General features: G+C 36.5%; 31 protein-coding genes and 1 pseudogene. 28 read left to right on the top strand and 4 right to left on the bottom strand.

Translation table 11 applies throughout. The annotated features are described in order from the left end of the window. Window positions 1-11: 11 nt before the first annotated feature. The 15 genes from AC625_RS08410 (at window position 12) to AC625_RS25550 (ending at window position 13991) form a co-directional block, all read left to right on the top strand. Window positions 12-1154, top strand: a complete 1143-nt coding sequence (locus tag AC625_RS08410; RefSeq protein WP_049680899.1) for a phage major capsid protein — start codon at window positions 12-14, stop codon at window positions 1152-1154. A gap of 20 nt (window positions 1155-1174) precedes the next feature. Beyond that, on the top strand, window positions 1175-1372 hold the full coding sequence (locus AC625_RS08415) for a hypothetical protein (RefSeq protein ID WP_049680900.1): 198 nt from the start codon (window positions 1175-1177) through the stop codon (window positions 1370-1372). A gap of 5 nt (window positions 1373-1377) precedes the next feature. Continuing rightward, window positions 1378-1668 carry a hypothetical protein gene (locus AC625_RS08420; RefSeq protein ID WP_049680901.1) on the top strand — a complete coding sequence of 97 codons (291 nt, stop codon included), beginning with the start codon at window positions 1378-1380 and terminating at the stop codon, window positions 1666-1668. Beyond that, on the top strand, window positions 1655-2020 hold the full coding sequence (locus AC625_RS08425; protein ID WP_245644951.1) for a phage head closure protein: 366 nt from the start codon (window positions 1655-1657) through the stop codon (window positions 2018-2020). The genes AC625_RS08420 and AC625_RS08425 overlap by 14 nt, the downstream gene beginning before the upstream one ends. Beyond that, window positions 2021-2398 carry an HK97-gp10 family putative phage morphogenesis protein gene (locus tag AC625_RS08430; RefSeq protein ID WP_049680902.1) on the top strand — a complete coding sequence of 126 codons (378 nt, stop codon included), beginning with the start codon at window positions 2021-2023 and terminating at the stop codon, window positions 2396-2398. Then, window positions 2395-2727: a hypothetical protein gene (locus tag AC625_RS08435; protein ID WP_049680903.1), complete on the top strand. Its 333-nt coding sequence runs from the start codon at window positions 2395-2397 to the stop codon at window positions 2725-2727. Before AC625_RS08430 ends, AC625_RS08435 begins: the two co-directional genes overlap by 4 nt. Window positions 2728-2757: 30 nt before the next feature. After that, complete coding sequence (locus AC625_RS08440; RefSeq protein ID WP_049680904.1) at window positions 2758-3309, top strand: major tail protein; 552 nt, start codon at window positions 2758-2760, stop codon at window positions 3307-3309. Window positions 3310-3371: 62 nt separating this feature from the next. Beyond that, on the top strand, window positions 3372-3680 hold the full coding sequence (gene gpG / locus AC625_RS08445) for a phage tail assembly chaperone G (protein WP_049680905.1): 309 nt from the start codon (window positions 3372-3374) through the stop codon (window positions 3678-3680). A 204-nt stretch (window positions 3681-3884) separates the two neighbouring features. Then, window positions 3885-9299: a phage tail tape measure protein gene (locus tag AC625_RS25060; protein ID WP_053178031.1), complete on the top strand. Its 5415-nt coding sequence runs from the start codon at window positions 3885-3887 to the stop codon at window positions 9297-9299. A gap of 15 nt (window positions 9300-9314) precedes the next feature. Then, window positions 9315-10205, top strand: coding sequence for a phage tail family protein (locus tag AC625_RS25065; protein ID WP_053178032.1), 891 nt, complete (start codon window positions 9315-9317; stop codon window positions 10203-10205). A gap of 14 nt (window positions 10206-10219) precedes the next feature. Continuing rightward, a complete protein-coding gene (locus AC625_RS08465; protein WP_180320077.1) occupies window positions 10220-11320 on the top strand; it encodes a siphovirus ReqiPepy6 Gp37-like family protein in 1101 nt (366 codons plus the stop codon). Continuing rightward, complete coding sequence (locus AC625_RS08470) at window positions 11317-12225, top strand: hypothetical protein (RefSeq protein WP_053178033.1); 909 nt, start codon at window positions 11317-11319, stop codon at window positions 12223-12225. The genes AC625_RS08465 and AC625_RS08470 overlap by 4 nt, the downstream gene beginning before the upstream one ends. After that, a complete protein-coding gene (locus AC625_RS08475) occupies window positions 12225-13511 on the top strand; it encodes a WD40 repeat domain-containing protein (RefSeq protein WP_049680908.1) in 1287 nt (428 codons plus the stop codon). The genes AC625_RS08470 and AC625_RS08475 overlap by 1 nt, the downstream gene beginning before the upstream one ends. Before the next feature lie 16 nt (window positions 13512-13527). Further along, entirely contained in the window at window positions 13528-13851 is a 324-nt protein-coding gene (locus AC625_RS08480; protein ID WP_049680909.1) for a hypothetical protein, read from the top strand. Further along, window positions 13851-13991, top strand: a complete 141-nt coding sequence (locus tag AC625_RS25550; RefSeq protein WP_082190986.1) for an XkdX family protein — start codon at window positions 13851-13853, stop codon at window positions 13989-13991. Before AC625_RS08480 ends, AC625_RS25550 begins: the two co-directional genes overlap by 1 nt. Before the next feature lie 41 nt (window positions 13992-14032). On the opposite strand, the gene AC625_RS08485 is transcribed toward AC625_RS25550, so the two are convergent. Then, on the bottom strand, window positions 14033-14353 hold the full coding sequence (locus AC625_RS08485) for a hypothetical protein (RefSeq protein WP_049680910.1): 321 nt from the start codon (window positions 14351-14353) through the stop codon (window positions 14033-14035). Between the two features lie 201 nt (window positions 14354-14554). Here AC625_RS08485 and AC625_RS08490 point away from each other — a divergent pair, with 201 nt between their 5' ends. The 5 genes from AC625_RS08490 to AC625_RS25070 all read left to right on the top strand — a co-directional run bounded on the left by AC625_RS08490 (window position 14555) and on the right by AC625_RS25070 (window position 16677). Next, entirely contained in the window at window positions 14555-15043 is a 489-nt protein-coding gene (locus tag AC625_RS08490) for a hypothetical protein (RefSeq protein WP_049680911.1), read from the top strand. 103 nt (window positions 15044-15146) lie between these two features. Continuing rightward, window positions 15147-15329 (top strand): hypothetical protein, encoded by a 183-nt coding sequence (locus AC625_RS08495; RefSeq protein WP_049680912.1) that lies wholly within the window; start codon window positions 15147-15149, stop codon window positions 15327-15329. Between the two features lie 66 nt (window positions 15330-15395). Further along, window positions 15396-15677, top strand: a complete 282-nt coding sequence (locus tag AC625_RS08500) for a hypothetical protein (protein ID WP_049680913.1) — start codon at window positions 15396-15398, stop codon at window positions 15675-15677. A gap of 1 nt (window position 15678) precedes the next feature. Then, window positions 15679-15924: a phage holin gene (locus AC625_RS08505; RefSeq protein ID WP_245644953.1), complete on the top strand. Its 246-nt coding sequence runs from the start codon at window positions 15679-15681 to the stop codon at window positions 15922-15924. Between the two features lie 42 nt (window positions 15925-15966). Continuing rightward, window positions 15967-16677 (top strand): peptidoglycan recognition protein family protein, encoded by a 711-nt coding sequence (locus AC625_RS25070; protein WP_053178034.1) that lies wholly within the window; start codon window positions 15967-15969, stop codon window positions 16675-16677. Window positions 16678-16830: 153 nt separating this feature from the next. Here the strand turns inward: AC625_RS25070 and AC625_RS08515 are convergent, their stop codons facing one another. Both AC625_RS08515 and AC625_RS08520 read right to left on the bottom strand, forming a co-directional pair. After that, a complete protein-coding gene (locus AC625_RS08515) occupies window positions 16831-17652 on the bottom strand; it encodes a hypothetical protein (RefSeq protein ID WP_049680914.1) in 822 nt (273 codons plus the stop codon). A 96-nt stretch (window positions 17653-17748) separates the two neighbouring features. Beyond that, the gene (locus tag AC625_RS08520) at window positions 17749-17943 is read right to left on the bottom strand and encodes a helix-turn-helix transcriptional regulator (RefSeq protein WP_049680915.1); all 195 of its coding nucleotides are present in this window, start codon (window positions 17941-17943) and stop codon (window positions 17749-17751) included. A gap of 227 nt (window positions 17944-18170) precedes the next feature. On the opposite strand from AC625_RS08520, the gene AC625_RS08525 reads away from it, so the two are divergent. From AC625_RS08525 to AC625_RS08540, 4 genes and pseudogenes are all read left to right on the top strand, one after another. Further along, complete coding sequence (locus tag AC625_RS08525) at window positions 18171-18443, top strand: hypothetical protein (protein WP_049680916.1); 273 nt, start codon at window positions 18171-18173, stop codon at window positions 18441-18443. A gap of 6 nt (window positions 18444-18449) precedes the next feature. Then, window positions 18450-18704: a hypothetical protein gene (locus tag AC625_RS08530; RefSeq protein ID WP_049680917.1), complete on the top strand. Its 255-nt coding sequence runs from the start codon at window positions 18450-18452 to the stop codon at window positions 18702-18704. Window positions 18705-20004: 1300 nt separating this feature from the next. After that, a pseudogene (locus AC625_RS08535) lies at window positions 20005-20426 on the top strand (hypothetical protein); the annotation flags it as partial. A gap of 140 nt (window positions 20427-20566) precedes the next feature. Next, window positions 20567-21019 (top strand): ArpU family phage packaging/lysis transcriptional regulator, encoded by a 453-nt coding sequence (locus tag AC625_RS08540; protein WP_049680918.1) that lies wholly within the window; start codon window positions 20567-20569, stop codon window positions 21017-21019. Here AC625_RS08540 and AC625_RS08545 read toward each other — a convergent pair. After that, the gene (locus tag AC625_RS08545; protein WP_049680919.1) at window positions 21012-21887 is read right to left on the bottom strand and encodes a putative phage abortive infection protein; all 876 of its coding nucleotides are present in this window, start codon (window positions 21885-21887) and stop codon (window positions 21012-21014) included. The genes AC625_RS08540 and AC625_RS08545 overlap by 8 nt on opposite strands. Window positions 21888-22333: 446 nt before the next feature. Here AC625_RS08545 and AC625_RS08550 point away from each other — a divergent pair, with 446 nt between their 5' ends. The 4 genes from AC625_RS08550 (at window position 22334) to AC625_RS08565 (ending at window position 24416) form a co-directional block, all read left to right on the top strand. After that, on the top strand, window positions 22334-22540 hold the full coding sequence (locus AC625_RS08550) for a hypothetical protein (RefSeq protein WP_049680920.1): 207 nt from the start codon (window positions 22334-22336) through the stop codon (window positions 22538-22540). A gap of 250 nt (window positions 22541-22790) precedes the next feature. Next, the gene (locus tag AC625_RS08555) at window positions 22791-22985 is read left to right on the top strand and encodes a hypothetical protein (RefSeq protein WP_049680921.1); all 195 of its coding nucleotides are present in this window, start codon (window positions 22791-22793) and stop codon (window positions 22983-22985) included. Between the two features lie 765 nt (window positions 22986-23750). Next, window positions 23751-23981, top strand: a complete 231-nt coding sequence (locus AC625_RS08560) for a hypothetical protein (protein WP_049680922.1) — start codon at window positions 23751-23753, stop codon at window positions 23979-23981. Between the two features lie 144 nt (window positions 23982-24125). Next, window positions 24126-24416 carry a hypothetical protein gene (locus tag AC625_RS08565; RefSeq protein ID WP_049680923.1) on the top strand — a complete coding sequence of 97 codons (291 nt, stop codon included), beginning with the start codon at window positions 24126-24128 and terminating at the stop codon, window positions 24414-24416. Window position 24417: the final 1 nt, after the last annotated feature.

Here is a 24417-nt window from a genome sequence, read left to right on the forward strand (position 1 = left end):
CGTGTAATTACATGCCAATTACATTTAATAATTTCGAAGAAAAGAAACTAGCATTTGCAAAGGCTACACAAGAAGGAACTCCAGAAGAACAGGCAACTGCATTGAATAGTATGCTAGAAGCCCTAGCACAGGACGTACAAGGCGATATTATGAATCAAGTAAATACATCTATGCTAGACCGTTCTATCATGCAAGCAAGGGGCGCTAACGTCCTTACAAGTGAGGAAATGAAGTTCTTTAATGCTGTTGTGCAAGATGGAGGATTTAAAGATACTGAAACGCTGCCTAAGACGACTCAAGAGCGAATCTTTGATGATCTTGTGGAAGCTCACCCACTATTGCAGCATATCGGTTTGCAAAATTTAGGGGCAGTAACTGAATTTATTTACGGTGATCCAGAAGGTGCAGCTGTGTGGGGTCCATTGTTCGGTGATATCCAAGGGCAATTAAATGCTACATTTCGTAAAGAATCTATCAGTCAACTTAAATTAACAGCATTTATCCCATTAGCAAATGACATGCTAAAACTTGGTCCTGTGTGGGTAGAACGCTATGTTCGTACTATGATTACAGAGGCTATGGCTGTTGGATTAGAAAAGGGCTTTGTTGCAGGAACAGGTAAAGACCAACCTATTGGACTCTTAAAGGATTTAAAAGGTTCTGTAGTAAATGGTGTTTATCCTGACAAAGCATCTGCTGGTACGCTAACTTTTGAACCAGGTCGTACAACAATTAATGAATTAAAGGGCGTGGTCAAAAAGCTGGCAATTCGTCCTGTCGGGAAAGATGAAGTTGATAAAGTTCGCAATGTCGCTGGAAAGGTTGTTATGGTGACTAACCCATTTGACACTTTTGATATTCAAGCTAATGCAACGACTCAGAATGCGTCTGGTGTTTATGTTACTAATTTACCGTTTAATCCAATTCAAACTGAATCGGTGTTCGTTCCACAAGGGAAAATTGCTTTCTTTGTCAAGGGAGAATACATCGCGGCAATAGGGGGGACTGAACCAATCAAAAAGTTCGAACAAACATTGGCGCTAGAAGATGCAACGCTTTATATTGCTAAACAATTTGCTACCGGAAAACCGAAAGATAACTATGCGGCACAAGTATATGATTTAGACTTAGATTTAACAGCGCCTGTAGTCTAATGCGAAGGAGGTGATAGCAAATGAAGTATAAAGTAATTAATGAATTTCGCGACAAAGAGAATAAAAATACTCAATATGCTGTTGGTGACGAGTATCCTAAAGGTGATTATAAACCAACTAAAAAGCGTATTGATGAATTATCTAAGGTACATTCAACGCATAATTGCGTGTTTATCGAAGAAGCAAAAGAGGAAAAGAAAGCTTCTGAAAAGGATTGATGTGAATGAGCATCACTGGAATAATTTTAACAGAATTTAAAGAGAGGATGCACTTAGGGGATGATGAAGATGAGAACCTAATTCGCATCCTTTCTGCGTCTAACGTTGAACTAAAAAGAATCTGTGGAAATTATGATCTTAATACGGATGAGGTATTTAAAGAACTTGTTTTTGAGCGTTCGCGATACGTCTATAACGACGCAATAGAATTTTTCAATGACAATTTTCTTAGTCAGATTAATAGTTTAGGAATTACTAAAGCACTTGAAGAGGATGATTTTAATGCAATTAAATAAATATAAGCCCAAGATGAATTCTGGGCTTTTTAGGCATAGAATCACCATTCAAAAACATGAAGCAGATGCTAACGAAAACGGTTTTCGATCTCCAGAAGAACAAAAGTATCTGAATGTAAAGTCTGCATGGGCCATGATCAAGACGTTAAGTGATAAAGGATCTGCTTATGAGTTTTATGAGGCAGCTACCACTCATGCCCAAAATACAAATTCTTTTGTCATTCGTTATACACCTGGAATAACTGCGGATATGAGGATTAAGTATAATGGCCGAACCTTTGAAATCCTGTCTGTAATAAATGATGGAGAGTTGAATAAAACTCTCACAATTGTCGGTAGGGAGTTGATTTAGATGCCTATGGAATTAGAAGGTATGCAACAACTCATGGCTCATCTACAGCAGATGGGCAAATCTGTGGATGGTAGAGTAACAGAAAAAGCTCTGACCAAAGGAGCTGAATTTTTGCAAGGACACATCAAAGAAAAAACCCCAGTAAGAAAAGGGAAAGTTACAGGGAATCTTAAAGAAAATATTATTATTTCGGATTTGAAAGAGAATCAAATCCATATTGGTCCTGATCAACAGGGTAAAGCTTTCTATGGGCATTTTTTAGAATTTGGCACTAGCAAAATGGATGCTCAACCATTTATGGGGCCAGTGTTCGAAAACAAGAAAGATGGCGCCCAAGAAATCATGAAAGATGTGATTAAAGGGGAACTGAGGTTATGAGTTTAAATGCACTCGTCATTAACACCCTGAATCCATTAGGAATACCAGTGGACTTCCAAACAGCCAGGAGTAATAGTCCAACCTATATCACCTTCTTTTTCTACAATGAGAAGGGCACCTTGTATCTTGATGATGATGAAAAAGAAACAAGGTATTCACTCCAAGTTGATATTTGGTCAAAAGGGGATTATATATCTACGGTTGAACAAGTGAAAAAACTTCTGAAATCCGTGGGGTTCGTTCGTACATTTGCCACAGATCTATATGAAAAAGACACGCAAATCTATCATAAAGTATTACGATTTTCATTCACACAGGACTCTGATTAACAGGGTCTTTTTATATTAGGAGGGAACATTATGGCATTAGTCGGTTTAAAAGATATTCACGTTGCTTTATTTAATGATGGAACTTATGAGGTACCAGTAAAACTAGCAAAGGCTATCGAAGCTAAGATCACACCAAATACATCATCTGTAACTTTGTATGCAGATGATGGAGCTGCAGAAACAGCATCTTCCATGGGGGATATTGAGGTTGAATTAAATATTGATGATTTACCATCCAGTAAATACGCATTAATCATGGGTAAAACAGCAAATACAGATGGAGTTATCGTTGATAATTCCTCCGATGTAGCTCCATATCTTGCACTTGGGTTTAGATCAATGAAGTCTAACGGCGAATACAGATATGTTTGGCTATATAAGGGTAAATTTGAATTGTCAGAAGAAACGTATAAGACAAAGGGTGAAGAGGTGGAATTCCAAACACCTACTGTGAAAGCGAAATTCTTAGTAGATGAAGAAGGAAACTGGAGAGCGAAGGTAGATTCAGACGACGAAGATGTTAAAGCAAGTGTCATCGGGAACTGGTTTAAAAATGTTTACAAAGAGATGCCTACAGTTTAAATAATTTGGACGAGAGAGGACATTGTTCTCTCTTTTTTCTATTTTGAGGAGGAAATTTTATTATGCAAATTACACTATTAATCGAAGGACAAGAAAAGACATTCTCCACAGGGTTTATTAGTTCTCGTAAATTTCGAAAAGCGCTTGAAATGCAAGAAAAATTACAAGGGCAAGCTACCGCAAAAACTATTGATGAAGTAGTTTGTTATGTTGTTGAAGTTTTCGGTGATAAATTCACTTTCGATGAACTTTATGATGGCTTAGCTTCCAACAAGTTAATTCCAACTCTCCACGAAGTAATCAACGTTGTAATTGGAGATGAAGCTACAAAATTACAAAGTGATGATTTTTTGCAGAAAAAGAACCAGTAAACCCATTGGATGCCATTAAGGATCTCTATCTTGATCTAATGTCAGGTGAGACTCCTTATAAGTTACATGAAATTGATCAAATGGATATAGTCTGGTTTTTTGCTCTAGCAAGACACAAGAGAAATAAAAAGCAATCCAAATCAAAGGTTAGTCAAAAACGGACTACCATTGATCAGTTACCAATCTAGGAAAGGAGGTTAATATATGGCTGGAGAAGTTGGTTCCTTAAGGGTCACCTTGGGACTAGATTCAATTGATTTTACAAGAGGCATGCAGGAAATAAACCGAAAGTTGACGGCTTTAAATAGTGAATTTAAGACCACCACTGCTGGAGCAGGCCGTTTTGATAATTCATTGGACACATTGAGACAGCGATCTACTATTTTAACAAGTACTCTCCAAACACACCGTGCGAAAGTGAACGAACTGAACAACCAGTACCAGGAAAGCGTAAGAGTTAACGGGGCGGCAGCAGCATCCACGGAAAAACTATTGATTCAATACAATAATGCTGTTTCTGCTATGCGAAGAACAGAAAACCAATTGCAACAGACAAACCGTAAAATTCAGGAGCAGTCTAATGGATTCCAACAGTTAAGTACCCAAATTAATCAAAGTGTGGACAGAATCACTCAACAAATGAGAGTGTTGGATTCTTCTTTTGATGCTGCTACAGCAGGTATTCGTGACTTTGGTAATTCAACTCAACAATTGCAACAACGATCTGACCATTTAACTAGTTCTCTCCGTCTTCAACAACAGCGTGTGGAAGAACTCAATCGCCTTCATCGTGAAGCTGTTCGTGAAATGGGTGCAAATGCCAGGGAAACCCAAGAGCTAGAGATTAGACTAAATAGAGCTACTCAGGCAATGAGGGAAACAGAAGCGCAGTTAAGGCGTACAAATGCACAAATCGATAATCAATCTAGTACGTGGAACAGATTGAATTCTCGTCTTAGTAGTGTTGGAGAACAGATGCAGCATATCGGTGGACGGATGCAAGGTCTTGGTTCTGAGATCGCTCAAAGCTTCGGTGTGGCATTTTTAGCAGTGGGAGGCGCTTTGGGACTTACTGCTAAGAAAGCTATGGATTTTGAATCACAAATGTCATCCGTTAAGTCTGTAATGGCTCCTGATGAGATAAATGAATTTGGGGATAGTCTTGAGAAATTGGCTTTACAAATGGGAGCTGAAACAAAGTATTCTGCATTGGAAGCAGCGCAAGGCATTGAGGAACTTATTAAAGCCGGTTTATCACCTGCACAAGTAGCGTCAGGTGGGCTTGAAGGAGCTTTGGCCCTTGCAACAGCTGGAGAGTTAGAACTAGCTGATGCTGCCGAGATTGCTTCCACAGCTTTGAATGCATTTAAAGATGATAATCTGTCAGTTATGCGTGCTGCAGACTTATTAGCAGGTGCAGCCAACGCATCTGCCACTTCTGTTTCTGAAATGAAATTTGGATTATCAATGGTTTCGGCTGTCGCTTCCGGTGTTGGTCTAACGTTTGAAGACACGGCAGGAGCCTTAGCAACATTTGCTCAAAATGGACTTAAAGGCAGTGATGCCGGTACGTCATTAAAAACCATGCTATTAAATTTATCACCATCAACTAAAGAAGCAACGGCTCAGATGAGTTCACTTGGTCTTCTTACCAAAAAAGGAACAAGTGCTTTTTACGATGCAAATGGATCAATTAAATCAATGTCAGAAATTGCAGAGTTGCTTAAAACAAAACTAGCTAAATTAACTGATGAGCAGAGACAAATGGCATTAAAAACTATGTTTGGTACCGATGCGATTCGTGCTGCTAACATCCTGTATAAAGAAGGCGCAGATGGCATTACTCACATGGTAGAGGCAATGAATAAGATTAAATCTGCTGATGTAGCTGCTCAAAAATTGGATAACGTAAAAGGTCGTATCTTGCTTTTAAAGGGAACTCTTGAAACTGCTGCAATTGCAATAGGGAACTCATTATTACCAGCTATTGATAAAGTTGTTGCAGTCGTTCAAAAGGCTGTTGATGCTTTTAATAATTTATCACCTAGGATGCAAAGTTTTATAACAATTGGTGCAGTAGTTTCAGCGGCTTTTTTGGGAATTGTCACTGCACTAGGTGCATTTATTATGATAATAGGTGGAGCTATCTCAGGGGTAGGGGCTCTTATTTCAGTGTTTAGCGCTGTAGCGGGATCAATCGCAAGTGCTGGCGGAGCAATGGCTTTATTGACAGGACCAATTGGCGTGACGATAGCATCTATCGCTGGTATTGGAATCGCTGCAACGAACTTATATAACACTTTTAAAGGGAAAGCTATACCAGAAATCGAACGTTTTGGTGATAAAGTCTCAGAAAGCACAAAGAAGGCTTTAGACGGATTTTTCGAACTCTCAGATGAAGCTTCACTAAAAGTAAAAGAACTTTCAATTACACAAAAACAAGTAACAGCAGAAACAAAAGATGCGCTAGTCAGCACTTATGGACAAATGAGTGAACAAATTCTTTCTAAAATGAGTGAACAGCACGCAAAGCAGATCGAAGCAACAAAGTCTCACTTCTTGCGTTCTTCTGTTTTAACTAATGCAGAAGAAGATAAAATTCTCGGGAAAATGGAGGAAAGAAATAAATCCGAGGTTGAACTTCAGCAGAATTTCAGAAACAAAATTAATGAAATTGTCGGAAATGCTTATGCCGAAAATCGAGCACTTACCGAGAGAGAACAACATATTCTTGATACGATTCGCGAACAAATGAACGAAAAGGCTGTGAAATCTCTCTCTCAAAATGAAATTGAATCCAAGGTTATTCTTGAGAGGATGAAACAGACAGCGAGTAATTTATCAGCACAACAAGCGGCTGAGGTTGTCAAAAATTCTATTAAGCAAAGAACTGAAGCAGTGAATGAAGCTGATAAACAACTTGAGGAAACTATTGCTTCGATTATTCGAATGAGAGATGAATCAGGGGACATTTCAGCCGAACAGGCCGACAGAATGATTAGTGAAGCTCAAAAAGCTCACGACATGTCTGTTAAATACGCTGAGGATATGCATAGTAAAGTTGTAGAAGAAGCAAAATCACAAGCGAAAGAACATGTGGATCAAATTAATTGGACAACAGGAGAGGTACTATCTAAATGGGAAGTCATGGTTTCTTCACTTTCCGGCGTGTGGGGAAGTTTAAGGGATCAAATGAGCAGTGCCTTTTCTGGCATTAAAGATATAGCCATTCAAATTTTTTCCGCGGTTGCTTCATTTTTAGGAGAAAAGTTTTCAGAAATTAAGAAATTCTGGGACGAAAATGGAACGCAGATTTTAGAAGCTATTAGTAATGTATTTAAAGGGATAATGGCTGTTATTGAATTCGTCATGCCTGCTGTCCTTTTTATTATCCAAATGGTATGGACAGCGATTAAACAGGTGATAGACGGAGCCTTAAATGTCATTATGGGATTAATTAAAGTGTTTTCAGGACTGTTCACTGGGGACTTCGGCAAAATGTGGGAAGGTATCAAGCAAATATTCATGGGAGCAATTGACGTTATTATCGGTTGGATGACGTTAACTTTTGTAGGTGGATTGCGAACGCTTCTTACTAATCTTGCGAAGTTAGGTGTAAACCTCGTTAAAGGTCTTGCTGATGGCATTGTAGGATTGTTTAAGAGTTTCACTACTACTGGTTCAAATCTTGCAAAGGGCATGGTAGACGGTGTTTTAGGTTTCTTCCGAAACTTATATAGCCAAGCTACAAACATATTCGGCACACTTCGAACTTTCGGTGCATCGATTTGGAATTCCATCTCCCAAACTATTTTGGGTATTGCTCGAAATATCTGGAATGGAGTAGTTACAAACTTTACTAATATGGTTACTGGTATTCGTAATATCTTTAGCACTGTCCGAACAACAATCGAATCCATTTGGAACGGGGTCATGTCCTTTTTTAGAGGAATTAACCTTACACAGATCGGAAAAGACATCATAAAAGGTCTGATTAATGGTATTGGATCAATGGCTTCTGCAGTTTGGGAAAAAACAAAAGAAATAGCCAATGGAATAATTAGCAGTATGAAAAAAGCATTAGATATTCATTCACCTTCTAAAGAAACTGAAAAAATAGGTAAAGAAACTGGCGCTGGTGTAGTTGTAGGTCTGAGCAAGCAAGAAAAAGCAGTGGCAGCCGCAGCTAAGAAAGTTGCCCAAGCTGCAGCTAAAAACTTCAAAGAAGCTTTTGATGCTGCTAATTACAAGTTTAAAATGGGTGAAGTTGATGCATCTGCCCACATTAAATCACTTGAAAAAGTGCGTGACAACTATGCCAAAACACCTGAGCAAATCAGGAAAGTTAATTTAGCCATACTTGATATTGAGAAGAAGCATGCAAAAGATATTGAAAAACTGGATAAGCAAAATTACGATACATCAAAGAAATATATTGAGAAAAAGAAACGAGATAATGAAATATCTCTTTCTCAAGAATTAGCGATGTGGGAACGAGTCCAAAACAGATATAAGACTGGATCGAAGGAACGTGAAGAAGCTGAACAAAATGTTTACCGTGTGAAAAAGGAAATTCATGATAAACTCAATTCCCTGAATGACGAATACGTTGCAAAGATGCAAGATGTGAATCAAAAACTGATTGACGGTGAAAAAGCACTTAATGCCGAATATCAAAAAACAGTCGATGATAGAGCTAAGTCGCTATATTCTTTTGCAGGGATATTTGATGAAATTACACAGAAATCAGATGTATCCGGACAGCAACTAATGCAGAATCTACAGGATCAGGTAGCGACTTTTGCAGAATGGTCGGCAAATATTAAAAGGCTTGCTGGTAGGGGTGTCAGTGAAGATCTTCTTTCTGAATTGCGGGATATGGGGCCAAGAGCTGCTGCTGAAATTGCGGCACTTAACAGTTTAACTGATGAACAGTTGGCTGAATACGCAGGTCTGTGGGGAACAAAAAACAGCCTGGCTCGTAAACAAGCAACAGCTGAGCTAGAAGGAATGAAAGAAGATACGGCTAAAAAAATAGCTGAGCTTCATAGCAACTCTGAAAAGCAGTTAGAGGAACTTCGACTTGAATGGGAAAATAAAATCAAGCAGATTCGAACCGGTACAACAGGTGAGTTTAATGCCATGAAATCAAGCCTTAATAATATTGGAAGAGACTCTATTACAGGCATGATTAAAGGGCTTGAATCGATGGAAGGTGCTCTGATGGCTAAAGCGAGAGCAATTGCCAATGCCGTAGCAGAAACGATAAGAGGCGCCCTGGATATCCATTCTCCATCTCGTGTCATGATGGAAATTGGAACATTTGTCGGTGAAGGTTTAATTGATGGTATGCAAAAAATGTTTGAACCTATTACGAACACAGCATCAATGATGGCTAAGGCAGCAACCCCTAATATTCCTGACACATTCACAGGTAGAAAAGTTAGTTCATTTATCAGTCCTTTTATCCAAAATAATTCAAAAGCAAGTCCTACCAATAATGTCCCTAATAACTATGATTATTCGAGAACTATGCATAATACCATTCAGATTACTACCAATGCTGATTCAACCAAAAGCACAGAAAGAATGTTGAGAAGATTAGCTTTTGAATTCTAAACGGAGTGTGATCGGATGTTAATCAAGAATATGACTATCACAAACAATCGTGGCGATTCGATTACATTCGGTCGCCATTTTCGTTTGATTGAAGATTTTGCTTTAAGTGGGCTAAGTGCTTCCGTGAACTATTCAGAAAGTACAACAGATGGCTCTAACTATCAAAATACAATGTTGGATAATCGAGACTTTGATATCCCTTTTTATATCCATAATGCTATTTCTGATTCATGGTGGATTGAAGAGAAAAGGAACTATGCATTCAAAGTATTCAATCCGAAGACCAATCCTTTTCGAATTGATATTACAACAAAGTCTGGTGAGGAATACTACATTAATGCCAATTTAGAGGGAGCCCCTTCTTTCCCGGTAGGTTTTGAAAACCAAAATAAAGTTTGGCAGAAAGGGTTCCTCCAATTCAGTGCTAATGATCCGTACTTTTATCAAAAGGAAGCTGTTGGTGTGGATATAGCTTTATGGGTTGGCGCTTTTGAATTCCCTCTTGAAATACCAGAAGATACTGGAATTGAAATGGGCTACCGTTCACAGTCCCTTATTGTCAATGTGAAGAACGAAGGACAAGAAAGCACAGGGATGATCATTCGATTTAAGGCACTAGGTACACTTAAAAATCCTTCTTTGGTCAATGTGAATACCTATGAACTACTTAAACTTAATACCACAATGATAGCTGGGGATATTATAGAAATTTCGACTTTTAAACGTAAGAAAAAATTGACTCTTACACGGAATGGAGTCACATCCAATATTTTTAATCAACTAGACTTAGCAAGCACATTTTTGCAGCTTGAAATTGGTGATAACTTATTTCGATATAACGCAGACGAGGGATTAGATAACTTGGAAGTATCTATGAATTTCACACCGCGATTATTGGGGGTGTAATGGTGGAGTTTTATGTGTTTGACATAAATTTTAACCGTTTAGGAATCATCGATGGTTTTATTGCGACTGATCTCACCCTTAATTATGATACACTGAGTGACTGTCGCCTCACTGTGGATGGAACCAAAGATTATGCAGACCTCTTGCAAATAGACCACATTATTACAAAAACAGCCGATATCACAAGGGGTTACATCATAAAGACCAGGGAGTATCTAGATGAGGCATCCACAGAATTAAAAATCATCGCATATTCGATGAATCTCATCCTAAATGATCGTCTAGTACTAGGGCAACAGGAGTTTACAGGAACTATTGAAAACGTGATGAAGTCTTTTGTCCAGGTGAATGCCGTAAGTCCAACAAATCCAAATAGGATGATTCCTAATCTTGTTATTGCTTCAAACAGAGGGATTCCTATTGAAACCACAGAGGGAGCAGTCAATGTCCCATTAGATGAATACCTGTATGAATTATGCAAAAAACATGATGTGTCATTTGATATCTTCCTTGATCATGAGAATAAGAAATTCGTATTTGATGTATGGCAAGGTGTAGATAGAAGTACAGTCCAATCTAATCATGCTCATGTTACTTTTGCTAAAGAATTTGATAACGTTTTGAAGCAGCACTATACGGAAAGCAATAAAGACCATAGAACAACAGCCATCGTGCTAGGTGAAACTGTGGAAGGGAAGCCACAATCCATCATCACTGTGAATGATGATCAATCAGGATTTAACAGAAAAGAAATGGTAGTTGAAGCTACTGATATTAGGAAATCCTATACGGATGATAAAAACAACCAAATAAATCTTACAGAGGCTGAATATCAATCACTACTTACAGAGAAGGGCAAAAATACATTATCTGAGCATCAAGGGATAAAGACCTTTGAAAGTGACGTAGACCCACAAGGGAATTATATATACGGATTGGATTATTCGATGGGGGATAAGGTTAGTACACGTAATGATGATTTAGGGATTATTCTTCACACTAGGATTATGTCGGTTATAGAAAAGGAAAACAAGCAAGGGGAAACCATTCAATTGAACTTTGGTTCGAATATTCCTAGCTTCATAGAAAAAGTAAAAAGGGCGGTGAAAAAATGACCATCAAAAGTGGGATTTTCAACAGCGTGAATGGAGATCGAAAATATAAAGCAGATGATTTTGCCTCTTATTTCGCTACCTTTATATCAAATGGTGTTTTCCCAAATCCCTCTACAGGATTTCAAGTTGTAACAAATGGGGATATGACTGTATCTTTAAAAGCCGGAAAAGCATGGATAAAGGGTTACTATATTACAAATGATGCTGATTTTACATTAACCATTGGTGTTGCTGATGGTGTTCTAAATCGAATTGACAGGATCGTACTTCGTTTAGATTATTTAAACAGAATGATTACCCCCCTCGTAAAAAAGGGATCATTTGCGTCAAGTCCTGTGGCACCACAATTACAACGGGATGCAGATGCCTATGAATTAGCATTGGCTGATATTTATATTAGCAAAGGATCTATATCGATTCTCCAAGCAAATATTACTGATTTACGTCTTAATAAAGATTTATGTGGAATGGTTCACAGTACCGTAGATCAAGTGGATACCACTACAATTTTTAATCAGTATCAATCCTGGTTCAACAATATGAAAACCGGAAAAGAAGCAGATTTTGACCAATGGTTCCAAAGTATTCGTGACATACTAGACACAAACGCCGCGGGTAATTTGCAGAATCAAATTGATGATTTGGCTCAGACAGACACTGAGATGAGAGAATATTCAATGTATAAATCTGGGAAAGATCCTGATGGGATATTTACAACAGTAGAATTAAAAAGAGCAAATGGCACTCTTTATCTAAAAAGTGTTCTTAGTAGTGGGATAGCGCCGTTGTATACGACAAGAACAGCAACATGGTATGAAAATGATGGTACTACTATCTATAGACAAAAGGTTTATAGTAGAACTTATGATGGTTCTGGTACGTTAGTAAGTGAGGTGCTTGTTTAATGGACATTGAATTATTGCATGGTTTTGGTGGCGGTGGAGGTCTGGAAATCAATGGAGTTGGTGAAGCGTATGGAACATATATAGAAGCGCTGAATAGAGGAGACCTCGTAACTACACGTAGGTATTTCGGTTTTGATACACCAGTGAAAATGACGGATTTAACACTCCCTGTGAACTCAGGAAGCTCTAGGGGCGCATCGTTCAGTCCAGATGACAACTACCTTGCTGTGGGTATCAACGTTGCTCCATATTTGAAACTATTTAAAAAAAGTGGCGATTCTTACATTCCGTTACCAGACCCAAGCGTGGCACCAACAACATCTGTGCATAATCCTGAATTTAGTCCAGATGGTCAACTTTTAGCAGTTCCACAACCTGGTGATGGATACATCCCAATAGTTTATCAAAGAGTCGGTGACGTATTTATTAAGTTAGACACAGCTGCCTTCAATTCGATAAGTTATTATATTAGATTCGCTTCATGGAGTCCGGATGGTGTTTATTTATGTTTCAACACAAGTGCCTATCAAGGTAGTGGGGTACACATGTTTAAGAGAAATAAGGCTGATAACACTTTTGTAAAATTAGCAAATCTCCCCACTCTACCAACGTCACAGTATATCTATAATCACACATGGTCGCCAGATGGGGAACATTTTGTTATAGGACATCAAAACTCTCCAAACTTAACAATCTATAAAAACAATAGAGATGATACGTTTACTAAGCTAGCCAATTTACCCACACTACCGGGTAGTTCGGTATATGACGCTTCATATAGTAATGACGGAACTTATTTAGTAGTCGCTCATGGTGCAACTGGTAGTGTGTCTAACAGAGTATACAAAAGAAGTGGTGACTCATACACTTATTTGGGAATTCTACCATTATCCCCAACTGGTTCTTCCGTCGGCGTGGATTTCAGTTCTGACGATGTATATTTAGGGTTGTCTAGTACGCAATCGCCTTATATTCGGCTATACAAGAGAGATGGTGATAATTTTACAAAATTAGCCACCCCTACGGATATACCAACAGGAGCGCCAATATCGGACGGTGGTGGTTTGAGATTTGCTAACTTGAATCCATATATAGCGGTGCCTCATACCGCAGCGCCATTCGTCACAATGTATAAAGCTGATATTTTAGGTGATTTTATACACAAATACAGAAGTATTTCTGAGTTATATTATCCCAATTATATAAATTTTGGTGTAGCACTAGTAACTGACATTGCAAATGCAGCTAATAAGAAAATAAAAACATTACCATTTAAATTAATATAGCGAGGGGCAATCAAATGTGAAGTATTATCTACAAGTACAACCTGATGGGAGAATAACTGATGCTATCACATATCCTTTTGGTAATTATATAGAATATGAGGCAGAATCATTACCGATGGAAGTGATTGGTGGATGGTTTAAATTAGAAAATGATGTGATTGTTGAATACCCAGAATTAAAACCAGTAACCAAAGATGAAGAAATTGAACAGTTACAGCAAGACCTAGGGATGATCCTTTTAGAAAGTGCTAATGATAAAGCTCGGATTGTAGAGTTGGAAATTAATCAAGGTGAAATGTTAATGGAAATTGCGACGCTAAAAATGGGAGGTAATCTATAATGTGGTTTACTACAATTAAAAGGTACTATGATACAAAACATCCATCTTACGATAACGAGAATTTGAAGGTTTTCGTAAAGGCAAACATGATTACAAAAGAACAATATACGGAAATTACTGACCAAGCGTACATTGAGTAGGCTTTTTTTATTTTTAAATGAGGGGATAAACCCCTCTTTCTTTATCTTTTGACAACTTGAAAATAGCATTCTTGTGGATCAATTTCTCTGTCGCCAGTGTAACATATGCTTTTGAATATAGAGTTGGGTTTATAATTCAGATTTTTTATTAAGTAATTACAACCAGATAACCTAGCTTCAAGCAATCCCCAATGAACATTGGTAGGAATCGGTTCAAGTGCAAACTCATTAATTTGGATTGAATAACCTTGTCTATCTCTACCTGAAGTTGTTATGGGGTTCTTATTCGCTAGGTCAATTTGTTCAGACGGTATGTGTTTTTCATCAATTTCACTAATTGTATAGGTATTTTTATCAAACATACAATTCTCCTCCTTGTCATTTGATACCTATTATATAGAAGTAAATGTGGTAAAATTAAAAGGTTTCATGAAAAGTTTAAAAATATTTAATACACAATCGGAAGATTATACGCAATATTGAGCAATTGCATGTAAAGCATGCGCTGAGTAGGCTTTTCGTATCTCCTTTTTTTTGTTAATATTAACAAAAGGGGGATTAGAATGCCGAAGCCATTAAGTAAGATGAGGATACCTGATCCATTTGTAATGAATGAAGATACAGTTAATATTTCAGTATGGGAATTCCTAAAACATAAAGAGTTTGACAGTCCTAGCCCATTAAAAGGGAAGCAACGAGGTATTGATGTTCAAGGAGAAAAATTTGGTTGGGAAATTTATGTTGAATCCAAAGGTTCGCATGGAAATGACCATGATGGTGATACGGTTTTTGGTCAGGGGCAAATTAAAGTTCATACCTATAATCAAATTGGGAAATTGATGGAATATAAAAGTAATAGTAGTGAAAAAAGTATGTATGTGATGGCTAATCCAGATATCCCTAGAATAAGAAAAAGGGTTCAAAAAGTAGCTAATTCACTAGATCTTTTAGGATTTATTAGGTTCTGGGTACAGGATGACAAATCAATAATTATAGAATTTCCTGAACACTTAGAAGATCGGTTGCGATGGTTAGGATTAATTGAACAGTAGAAAGATAAAATGCAGCATCGATAACACCATTGAGGTGTATTTTTTTTATGTATTGATTCAAACTCCTAGGTTAAAAATTGTTATAGAAAAGGGGGACTGAAAATTGAGAAAAACAAAACAAAATTATTGTGATTTGGGTGAAAAATGTAATGGTGATGATTTTATAACAGGACAGATAGTTTACTACAGCGAAGAAGAAAATAATTATTTCTGTGGAGCATGTGCAGTTAAACTTCAAAGAGACTATAAATTACAATTTGAAGATGCGGTTTATACTGGTGATTAATGAAATATTTTAAACAATGTAAGAGTCCATTTAGGGCTCTTTTTATTTTGAAAAAGGGGTGAAGGAATGGAAGTACAAATCGGGGTTCTATGTGCGATTATTGGGGCTGTAATATCTTTTTTGGCATTCAGTCTTAATAGGGATAAGGATGTTAAAACAGGTGCTTCAGAATCTGCTGTGATAAGAACAAAGTTGGACAATATCAATAGTGGGGTTGAGTCAATAAGAATTGATATAAAAGCGAATGAAAGGCGGGTATCTGAGTTATCAGAACGAGTAATTCGTGTGGAAGAAAGCTCAAAGCAGGCCCATAAGAGGCTGGACAACATGGAAAGGGAGAGTGTTTAAATTGGATAAAGCAAAACAATATGTAGCGATGATTGGCGGTGTCCTGGGGGCAGTGCTTTTGTTTTTTCAAGCACTTGGCTTTGAGATAACTTGGTTTAATGAAACCACAATTGACGCATTTACGAATTTCTTGATTGCTGCTGTTCCATTAGTTTTAGCACTATATGGTGTTTATAAAAACCAGTATGTATTAACGAAGAAAGCTAAAAAGCAAGAGGAAGTATTGAAAAAACAAGGATTAAAATAAGCTGTCCACACGGATGGCTTTTAAAGAAAGGAGCTAGTGTTTATGGCAATTAATGACCTACCAAAATACAAAGATATTCGAGGAAGCATCCGACGTAATGGTCGATACCCAGTCGTTGGTACTGCTATAAAAGATACTCATGTTGTACATCACTCCATGACTGCTCAGCATTTAAAGGGATCCACTCCACAAGCTTTTGCCAATACTCACATAGATACAAATAAATGGCCAGGCATTGCGTACGCTTTTGTAATCATGCCTGACGGGACTATTTATCAGTGTGATGATCTTGACCGAAGAACCTACCATGCGGGTGATATAAATACGAGGTCTATTGGAACTTGCTTAGTAGGTGATTTTCGGAAAGAAGGTGCAGCAGAGAAGCCAACAGCAGAGCAAATGCAATCTCTTTATCTATTAAATAAGGAGCTATATAAAGTGCTGTCAAACATGAAGATTACTCTTGGACATCAAGAATGCCCAGGTTATGCATGGAAGAACTGCCCGGGAGATACATGGAATTATAAAGATGTTATTTCTGGAAAGATTTTAATAAGCGAAAAGAAGGAGGAACCAAAAGTGGCAGAACGCGACATTGATAAGGTTAGCGATTGGGCGAAAAAGGATTGGGAAGAGGCTATAGCAAATGGTTACTTTGATGGTACAAGACCGGGATCTCCTTTCACAAGGGAAGAAGCTGCTATTGTAATAAATCGTTTAAGGAAGAATTTATTAGAGTTGATAAGTAAATAAAAAAATCACCCGAAAGTTCCACCTTTCGGATGATTGTCTCGATAAGTTTTATGACTTATCAATCAAAGTCTACTTGTAGTTTACCCAGTAGAGAAGATATTAAACTCCATACAAAAGGCCCTTCTCTTAATTGAGAGGGGCTTCTTTGAATTATTAATAAGTAACCTCAAATTCAAAAGGTTTAATGTCTACTTCATAGTTATTAGATGAGCCTTCCATAAATACTTTTAATGTTCCTGATTCAGGTATAGTCGGATAAGCAATAATACCCTCAGTAGTTACTCCAGGTAAAATATCTGATTGAATATCTGGATAATTAAATTCATTATTTTCTTCGTATTGCTTACCATCAATAACGAGTTTCGTATTGAAAGTATAGAATGAAATGCTATCATTTGAGTTATTGGTAATAGTCACATATGCTCTAGTTTCTTTTTCTGCAATTTCAACTTTATCCAACTTTAGCAAGTAACCATGTTGATCTATCTCTTTATTTATTTCTATTGTTTTAATTGCAGGTGCAAATGCTGTGGCGTAATCAGAAACCTCAATTTTATCAGCTTGTATTGCAGGTGCTGTAACTTTCCCACCCATTAGATTTTCTCCTTCAAATATGTCCTTTATTGTTCCAGTAATATGTACAATGTCATCTGTTTTGACATCTAAGCTAGGATCCAAAATTGCTACAATAGTATTCTTATCACTATTATCCTCTGCAAACACTTGTAGGTATGTGCCGTCATCGTCTTTTTCTGGTTCAGTAAAAACTCTACCATAGTAATCTACTTTACTACCCTTGTATTTTTTAGGATCAGAAAGCATTTTAGTAAACTCTTCTTTGGTTAATAATTTACTATTAGTTTTTTCTTTCTTTGGAGCATCTGCTTTTTCGGATCCTGATGAATTTTCAGCATTACAAGCAGTTAGAGCAAAAACAAGTATTAATAAAAAAGATAAACATAAAATTTTCTTCACAATATTTCCTCCTTCGATATGTAGGTAAAATAACCTATTTGATACATTAAAAGATTACCAGTTTTGGATGGCGATTGTAAATGCCTAAATCCACATTCATTCATCATATTCGTAAAGGTCATCTACTTTTACACCTAATAACCGCGACAACTTAAATGCTTTGTCCATCGGTATTAGCGCCTCCATCGTTTCGTATTTCCTCAACTGTCGCACAGTTATGCCTAATTGTTCGGCTATAAACGCTTTCCTTAATCCTTTACCCTTTATTAACTCTCCCACTCTACTTTTCATATGATCACCTAATAACCGATTTTAATTTTAGTGGTTATGTCAAAGAGTTAATAACAGCCGACATGCAAAGAAAAGAGAAATTAAAGATCATCCACACGAAAGAAAGTGGGGGAATTAAGATTGTCATAGGCCAGTAATACTACTCCTCTTTCTACATCTCTTCTGTAACACTGTTACACGGTTGACGTTGGTAATTGTCACGACAAATGGAAAGGGGATGCTTAAACATGATAGAAGGGAAGGGCTTAGGCAATAAGAAAGTAAACCGAGTCGGTGTTTCACTTTCGAATGCGTTCAATCAGAAATTAAATAAGTTAGCTGTGGCCTGTAACATGAAGCCGACCACGCTTGCAGGACTACTTATCGAAAGAAGCTTGAACAATCCAAGATTGATATCAGATCTCCAAAATGAGCATGCAGTCCACACTGCCTATAAGGTATTGCCGATTAGAGATTACGAAACTGGCGAACTCCTATATGTTTTGAACGAAAGGTGGTAATACCGTATGGAATGGATAAGCTTCCTCACAGGTGCCATGGGTACAGCCTTTGCATTCGCCTTGTTTTCGAATAATGATGATGCCGAAATCGAAACTGAATTTGAAACTGACGATAGCGAACTTGAAGTAAATGACTTTTCAGTTAGACACGTTACCCTGTCATGCCAGACTTGTAGAAAACTAAAAAGGCATAAAGAGATTGAAGCTAACTTGTATCAATGTACCAAGTGCAAAAGGCATGTGGATTTAAGGGCTTCATAAGATTTATCCATCAATAAAATTCGCATCAAAGTAAAGCTTGTCAATAAGTTATAAATGCCCGATAATTACCCGACAAACGCCCGATTTTTCATAAAGTATTTAGATTTGATTCGATTCCCTAATTTTCGAAAGTACTGATAAACAAGCATTTTCAAACTATCTTGATTCACTCTTATGGACTAGAGTATGTTTAGAACGCAAGTTCACCCATGGGAACGCGAACAATATATGAACATGTATTAAATCGTGGGAAGCCTTGACACATCTAGTGTTGGGGCTTTTTTGTTTTGGGCAGATTGCGCCTTTTCCATCAGCGTTTTAGCAATTGCCCAAGAATTGCCCAAAGAATAAATTATTCAAGTACATTTTTCATATGCTCTTCGAATTTATTCATTTCGTCTTGTTCGATTTTTTTACTAATATGTGAATAAACATCAGAGGTTATTTGCATACTACCGTGTCAGGATGATTAAGACCCATTAATGTACCGATAGATATCATAAGAATTCGTGATGTATTAATTTTATTTTCTAAATCATTAAGTATTAATTCCTTTATTTTCATAACTTAACTCCTATAGATTTGTTATTGAAACCTAAAAAGGCACGAAATAACATTATAGGATAATTTTTAACTAGTTTGTAAATCTCGACAAAAAATATCATAATACGACAAAATTTCTTTTTTAGAGTAATAATTGATCGGAAATTTAGAATGTATAAAGTTACTGCGTAGTTCGACGAAACGGTAGAATTAAATATCCTATTATTTAGCCTTTATTTGACACTACTTAGAATGCAAGTTGAAATTGTAATTTTTATTAACAACTACAGTTACCTGATTCTTCTTCAATAATAGAAGTGATAATAGGATAATCAAAGCGGATAAACAAGTGATATTCTTCTTAGTCAAGTGGTTCACAGCCTTTCATATATTGGGGATTATACCATTTTAGTGAATATTATGTAAATCCAATAATTAATATGATAGTAGCTTTAAAAAGTTTATAAAATTTGAGTTTCATTGTAATTCAATAGACAAAACTGTGAGATAAGGGAGGAGTTTAACAATGGAAAAGATGAAATTTCATTGGGAAAAAGGAAATAAGAAAGGATTAATTTAGTGTCGCAGTACGACGAAACACTTCCGAAAGATCGAAAAAATATGAAACAGATTCATTCGACAAGATTCTACATAAGTAGGTGTCACAGAATGGTGGTAAATTTGCTTTATTTTTAAATCTGAATGAATTGGTGGACATTAAAACGCCTTAGATGGCTTAATAAGGGAGATTACGAGAATGTCAAAAACTCAATTAAATGTTTTGTTCAAAAAGATCCAAAAGGATGATAAAAAAGAGGTTCTTGAGTTTCATGTGCAAGGGGATGAGTTGCCGCATTCTCAACAACTGGTTAGTATGGCCGGCTCCATTGTTTATCTGGATGTGGAAACGAGCAAAGTAGGGGAAATCAACGCTGAATTTAAATCCATACAGCGCTACTCCAAGAAAACTACATTAAAATTCAATGTTAAGGGTGATAGTGAGGATAAAATGAACAAGCTTTACCCCCGTATGCTGGCCGAAGTGTTTCTCTTCTTTTGGAAGCTTCGCAAATGTCCATAGAGGAATTCAATGAAGCGCACGAGGGTATTGAATATTCAATTGAGAAGGATGGTACTGCAAAGGTGGCTGCCGATCAAATGTCCCTTGATGATGTGGAAGAAGGTCAGGTACAAGATGCACCAGAGCAAAATGAAGATGATCCGTTCGATGCTACTGGCTTTGACGATGAGGATCTACTAGATTAATAGTAAAATCCCTGAGCTTAGGCTTGGGGTGTTCCTGGGAAATGGGGGATACAATGACTTTTGAATTACCAGAATTAGATAGGAAGTCTACACAAGCAGCCGTTGAAGTTGCCTTGGAGAAATACCGGTTGTTTAAATACTTAATCTTTGAAGATAGGGAAGCATCAATCACAGTAAGTTCTGAGGCTCGTTATCATGGTCCTACTAACCAGATAAATGACCAGACTGGAGATATTGCAATATACAATGCAGATCAACAAAAATATAGAAAAGAATATTGCGAACGATTGGAACGGGCTGTGAGTCGGCTGCCTAAGATGGAAAGGTTTTTAATAGAGGAACGATATATATCGCAGGATGGGGATTACTTAACAGATTATCAGGTATATTGTTTCAAATTTCAGCCTCCAATTAGCGCGATGACCTATGCAAAAATTCGCTGGAAAGCTTTTTATAGGGTTGCTTTAAATATGAATATAGCTATAACAAAAGAAGCCATTACATAATGGCTTCTTCGTTACTATACAAATTAGCTTCTGTCATGTATAAGTCGAAGTGTTCTTCTTTGATTAAAATCTTGCTATTTAAATTGTCTAACAAATTATATTTATGCATTAGTATCATGAAGTTGTACCCATGTAACCCTAATGAGTTGTAAAGAAGAAATGCTAGCTCTGTAGATGAAAGTTGCGCTCTCAATATACCGATGTACGTCTTTTTTTCCTCAAGTTCGAGTAATTCTGATACGTCGATAAACTTTACAATTCTATATAGATTCCTAAAATAATGACCAAGCTGATCTTCATTTTTTAAGAAAAAACTATGATAGTTTATCCTAACTCTATCAATTTCGTTTTTATTTAGAAAATCATTATTAAAGGTGTTTTTAACATGAATGCGATAAGAGTCGTTCAAAGCCTGATAAAAATAAAAAAACGAGTTCCTTCCAACTTTATTAGAGCTCATACTATCTTCATAAACCATGGCATTAACTATATCAATGTGAAGATTGACCATTTGGAAAAAAGTATTTTCAAATCGTTGGATGGATAATGTTTTATTTTGCAATTCAAATTCTTTTCGAGTAGCCTTCATTTCATCAATTGAATTCCTTAACTCTTCATTTTGCATTTCAAGTTGCTTACCTTGCATTTCAAGTTGTTCTTTTTGCATTTTTAGTGTTATAACGATGGCTAAAAAGCTAATGAAAGTCAATATTGGTACTGTCGTTCCTGCAAAAAAGTCGCCGAATGGTCCTAAATATGAAAAATCTATGTGGAATGCTTTAATTGCAATTATTCCAAGTACTCCTGGAATAGGTACTAAAAAAAGACAGTACCATAATGTTGTTAATTCAAATTTCAATCTTTTCATTGGAGAACCCTCTTTCTTAAATAATACATTTATTATTCTAACTGTTAAATGATAAAAATAATAGAAAATATTTCAAATAAAAATAGTAAAAGAATGTGTGTTGTTTGCATTTAGACATGATAAATTTATAACATCGAGAAAGTTACAAGGACGGCACTTAGGTTTTGAGTGTCCTCTTTTTATGTTCTTTGTAAACTAGGCGCTCGTAAAAAAATACTCCAAACTTGTTTCGCATATGTAATTGAGTGTCTAGTTTAGAGGGAATATAATCAACTGTACTCCATATGGAGGACGGTGAATCTAGTTCCTTCATTAGAGCGAGATTCCTAAAGAAAACATTAAAGAAAACTACCTAGCAAATGATATTTGCAAGGGAAGAATTAATTTAATAAAAGGAATAACTAATATTATGTTGAAGTATAAGTAGTAGGGAAGGAGGAGTTAATTTGAACATCAGGATGAGGTATAGGTTATTCAAACAAGTAGGAGAAATAATAGTTCCAGATAAATTTGATAGCTTTAAAGTCATTACTGTAAATGACGAATTAGATCCTAATTCTCCAGAAGGTCGTGAAGAAATTATTACACAATTACATAGAGCCATCGGTGAACCTAAAGCTAATGTTAAAGTATTAGATGGGACATTAGTATAAGCAACACTTTATTAGGCGCTTTAGAAAGGGGCGAGAATAAAATGAAAGATCCAGGTACAGGTGGTTATCCAATGTTGCAAGGAGATCCAGGTGTTGCTGGTAGTCTTGCTTTACGAAAAGGTATTGTTCGTCCATAATTATATAGTATGAAAGGCACTCATTTAATGGGTGTCTTTTTTTAAAAAAAATTTATTCAAATCATTCCCTATTCTATATAGATATATCATAATAATCATGTGGAGGGGTTAGGTTGGATAAAAAAGAAATAAAGGCTAAAAAGATAAATTTTATTTATTTAATACCAGTAATAATAATTGTAACACCTATTCTTCTTGGATTACTTTTAAATATACCAGGAGGGAAATTAACAATTGGCGATGAAGGATCTTGGGTAGGTTTTTTTTGCAATTATTCCAGCGGGATTATAGGAGGAATAGTTGCATAAATTGTTGCAAAGCAACAATTTAATCAAGGTGAGATTAATAGAATAAAAATAAATAATGAGCAGGAACGAGCTTCTTTACTTAGAATAAGATTTGAATTATTAAAAATAAAAGAGGAATTTAAGTCTGTATCAAAAGTTGAAGAAGACGTAAATAAAATTAATCAGCCTATTCCTTTTACACGTTTAGGTATAAGAGAATTAAATTCACTAAACTGGTCAAAAGCATCAAATATTTCAGATTATTTCGCTTTAAAGCAAGTGAATTAGCTTTTAATGTAGATGAGGATGATATGATTTTAGCTATTGAACAACGTCTAAATGAACAATAGGAAATTGATGTGTAGCAAACCAAACACCTAATGAGGTTTATTTTTATGTAATCCCCGGATGATAAATAGTAATTATTAAAGAATAATATTGAGATTTGCAGACCAAATGAACTATAATTCACCTGGGGAAATAAGTTTTAAAGATCTACTGCTGACGGATCGCCGTGTGCGATGAAAGTCGCCTGCACGGTGAAGGCTCGTTATAAAACCTAGATAGAGAAATGGTATAAGACGAGAATAGCGCACCACAAGCAAGTTATGTTTGGAATGAAACAACGAACGTTTTAACAATAACTGGGCTTACTGTTACAGATGGGCAAATGAATGACCAAACACAATTAACGACTGCAACAAGCCCTGGGACTTCCAGTTATCAAACGGTAATACTAGTAAAATTTCTGTAGCTTTTACAGGCGGAGAAACTAATTATGATTCGATGAATTTTGAACAACCTTCCAATGGTTTATACGCAACTGTAATAGGAGCCAATCAGATTCAGTTTAGCTTAGATACTACTGAAGATAATATAAATTATCCTGGTCTATTATCTTTTAGCCAAGATCATTTACTGGTTACTGTAGAAGATGCGAATGATCCAACTTTAAAAGTTACGATTGATTTAAACATTGATACAACAAACCCAGATAACATTAGAAAAAATAACTAACATTGTTACCTCGCTGTTTTTTCAGTGAGGTTTTTCTTTTACATCAGGAAGATGATACGCAGTAAACAAAACATCCATGAGGTGTTTTTTTATGCATGAGGGCTCATTTGAGTCCTTTTTTATTTTGAAAAATTGGGGTGAAACATGGAGGTTCAAGTTGGTATTTCAATCTTGTGTACAGTGATAGGGGTCCTTATCGGTTTCTTAACATTCAGTAGGAACAGGGATAAGGATGTTAAAAACGACGCCACAGAATCGGCGGTAATTAGAACGAAATTAGACAAGATTAGTCAGTCTGTAGATTCGATTAGAATTGATTTTAAAGCAAGTGATCAGCGCTGGACGGCGCTATCAGAGCAAGTTATTCGCAACGATGAAAGTAATAAGCAAGCACATAAACGGATTGACTCATTAGAAAGTAAAGGGGAGAGTTGAA

The sequence above is a fragment of the Peribacillus loiseleuriae genome, from assembly GCF_001183985.1.
GTDB lineage: Bacteria > Bacillota > Bacilli > Bacillales > DSM-1321 > Peribacillus > Peribacillus loiseleuriae.

What these genes read in the sequence shown, in the direction of transcription:
- AC625_RS08440 (WP_049680904.1), top strand. Translation starts at nt 2,758, where the DNA reads ATGGCATTAGTCGGTTTAAAAGATATTCACGTTGCTTTATTTAATGAT.
- AC625_RS08525 (WP_049680916.1), top strand. Translation starts at nt 18,171, where the DNA reads ATGATAGAAGGGAAGGGCTTAGGCAATAAGAAAGTAAACCGAGTCGGT.
- AC625_RS08485 (WP_049680910.1), bottom strand. Translation starts at nt 14,353, where the DNA reads ATGTTTGATAAAAATACCTATACAATTAGTGAAATTGATGAAAAACAC.
- AC625_RS08435 (WP_049680903.1), top strand. Translation starts at nt 2,395, where the DNA reads ATGAGTTTAAATGCACTCGTCATTAACACCCTGAATCCATTAGGAATA.
- AC625_RS25060 (WP_053178031.1), top strand. Translation starts at nt 3,885, where the DNA reads ATGGCTGGAGAAGTTGGTTCCTTAAGGGTCACCTTGGGACTAGATTCA.
- AC625_RS08500 (WP_049680913.1), top strand. Translation starts at nt 15,396, where the DNA reads ATGGAAGTACAAATCGGGGTTCTATGTGCGATTATTGGGGCTGTAATA.
- AC625_RS08425 (WP_245644951.1), top strand. Translation starts at nt 1,655, where the DNA reads ATGCAATTAAATAAATATAAGCCCAAGATGAATTCTGGGCTTTTTAGG.
- AC625_RS08470 (WP_053178033.1), top strand. Translation starts at nt 11,317, where the DNA reads ATGACCATCAAAAGTGGGATTTTCAACAGCGTGAATGGAGATCGAAAA.
- AC625_RS08420 (WP_049680901.1), top strand. Translation starts at nt 1,378, where the DNA reads ATGAGCATCACTGGAATAATTTTAACAGAATTTAAAGAGAGGATGCAC.
- AC625_RS08410 (WP_049680899.1), top strand. Translation starts at nt 12, where the DNA reads ATGCCAATTACATTTAATAATTTCGAAGAAAAGAAACTAGCATTTGCA.
- AC625_RS08475 (WP_049680908.1), top strand. Translation starts at nt 12,225, where the DNA reads ATGGACATTGAATTATTGCATGGTTTTGGTGGCGGTGGAGGTCTGGAA.
- AC625_RS08520 (WP_049680915.1), bottom strand. Translation starts at nt 17,943, where the DNA reads ATGAAAAGTAGAGTGGGAGAGTTAATAAAGGGTAAAGGATTAAGGAAA.
- AC625_RS25070 (WP_053178034.1), top strand. Translation starts at nt 15,967, where the DNA reads ATGGCAATTAATGACCTACCAAAATACAAAGATATTCGAGGAAGCATC.
- AC625_RS25550 (WP_082190986.1), top strand. Translation starts at nt 13,851, where the DNA reads ATGTGGTTTACTACAATTAAAAGGTACTATGATACAAAACATCCATCT.
- AC625_RS08490 (WP_049680911.1), top strand. Translation starts at nt 14,555, where the DNA reads ATGCCGAAGCCATTAAGTAAGATGAGGATACCTGATCCATTTGTAATG.
- AC625_RS08530 (WP_049680917.1), top strand. Translation starts at nt 18,450, where the DNA reads ATGGAATGGATAAGCTTCCTCACAGGTGCCATGGGTACAGCCTTTGCA.
- AC625_RS08415 (WP_049680900.1), top strand. Translation starts at nt 1,175, where the DNA reads ATGAAGTATAAAGTAATTAATGAATTTCGCGACAAAGAGAATAAAAAT.
- AC625_RS08540 (WP_049680918.1), top strand. Translation starts at nt 20,567, where the DNA reads ATGACTTTTGAATTACCAGAATTAGATAGGAAGTCTACACAAGCAGCC.
- gpG (WP_049680905.1), top strand. Translation starts at nt 3,372, where the DNA reads ATGCAAATTACACTATTAATCGAAGGACAAGAAAAGACATTCTCCACA.
- AC625_RS25065 (WP_053178032.1), top strand. Translation starts at nt 9,315, where the DNA reads ATGTTAATCAAGAATATGACTATCACAAACAATCGTGGCGATTCGATT.
- AC625_RS08565 (WP_049680923.1), top strand. Translation starts at nt 24,126, where the DNA reads ATGGAGGTTCAAGTTGGTATTTCAATCTTGTGTACAGTGATAGGGGTC.
- AC625_RS08545 (WP_049680919.1), bottom strand. Translation starts at nt 21,887, where the DNA reads ATGAAAAGATTGAAATTTGAATTAACAACATTATGGTACTGTCTTTTT.
- AC625_RS08430 (WP_049680902.1), top strand. Translation starts at nt 2,021, where the DNA reads ATGCCTATGGAATTAGAAGGTATGCAACAACTCATGGCTCATCTACAG.
- AC625_RS08560 (WP_049680922.1), top strand. Translation starts at nt 23,751, where the DNA reads ATGAATTTTGAACAACCTTCCAATGGTTTATACGCAACTGTAATAGGA.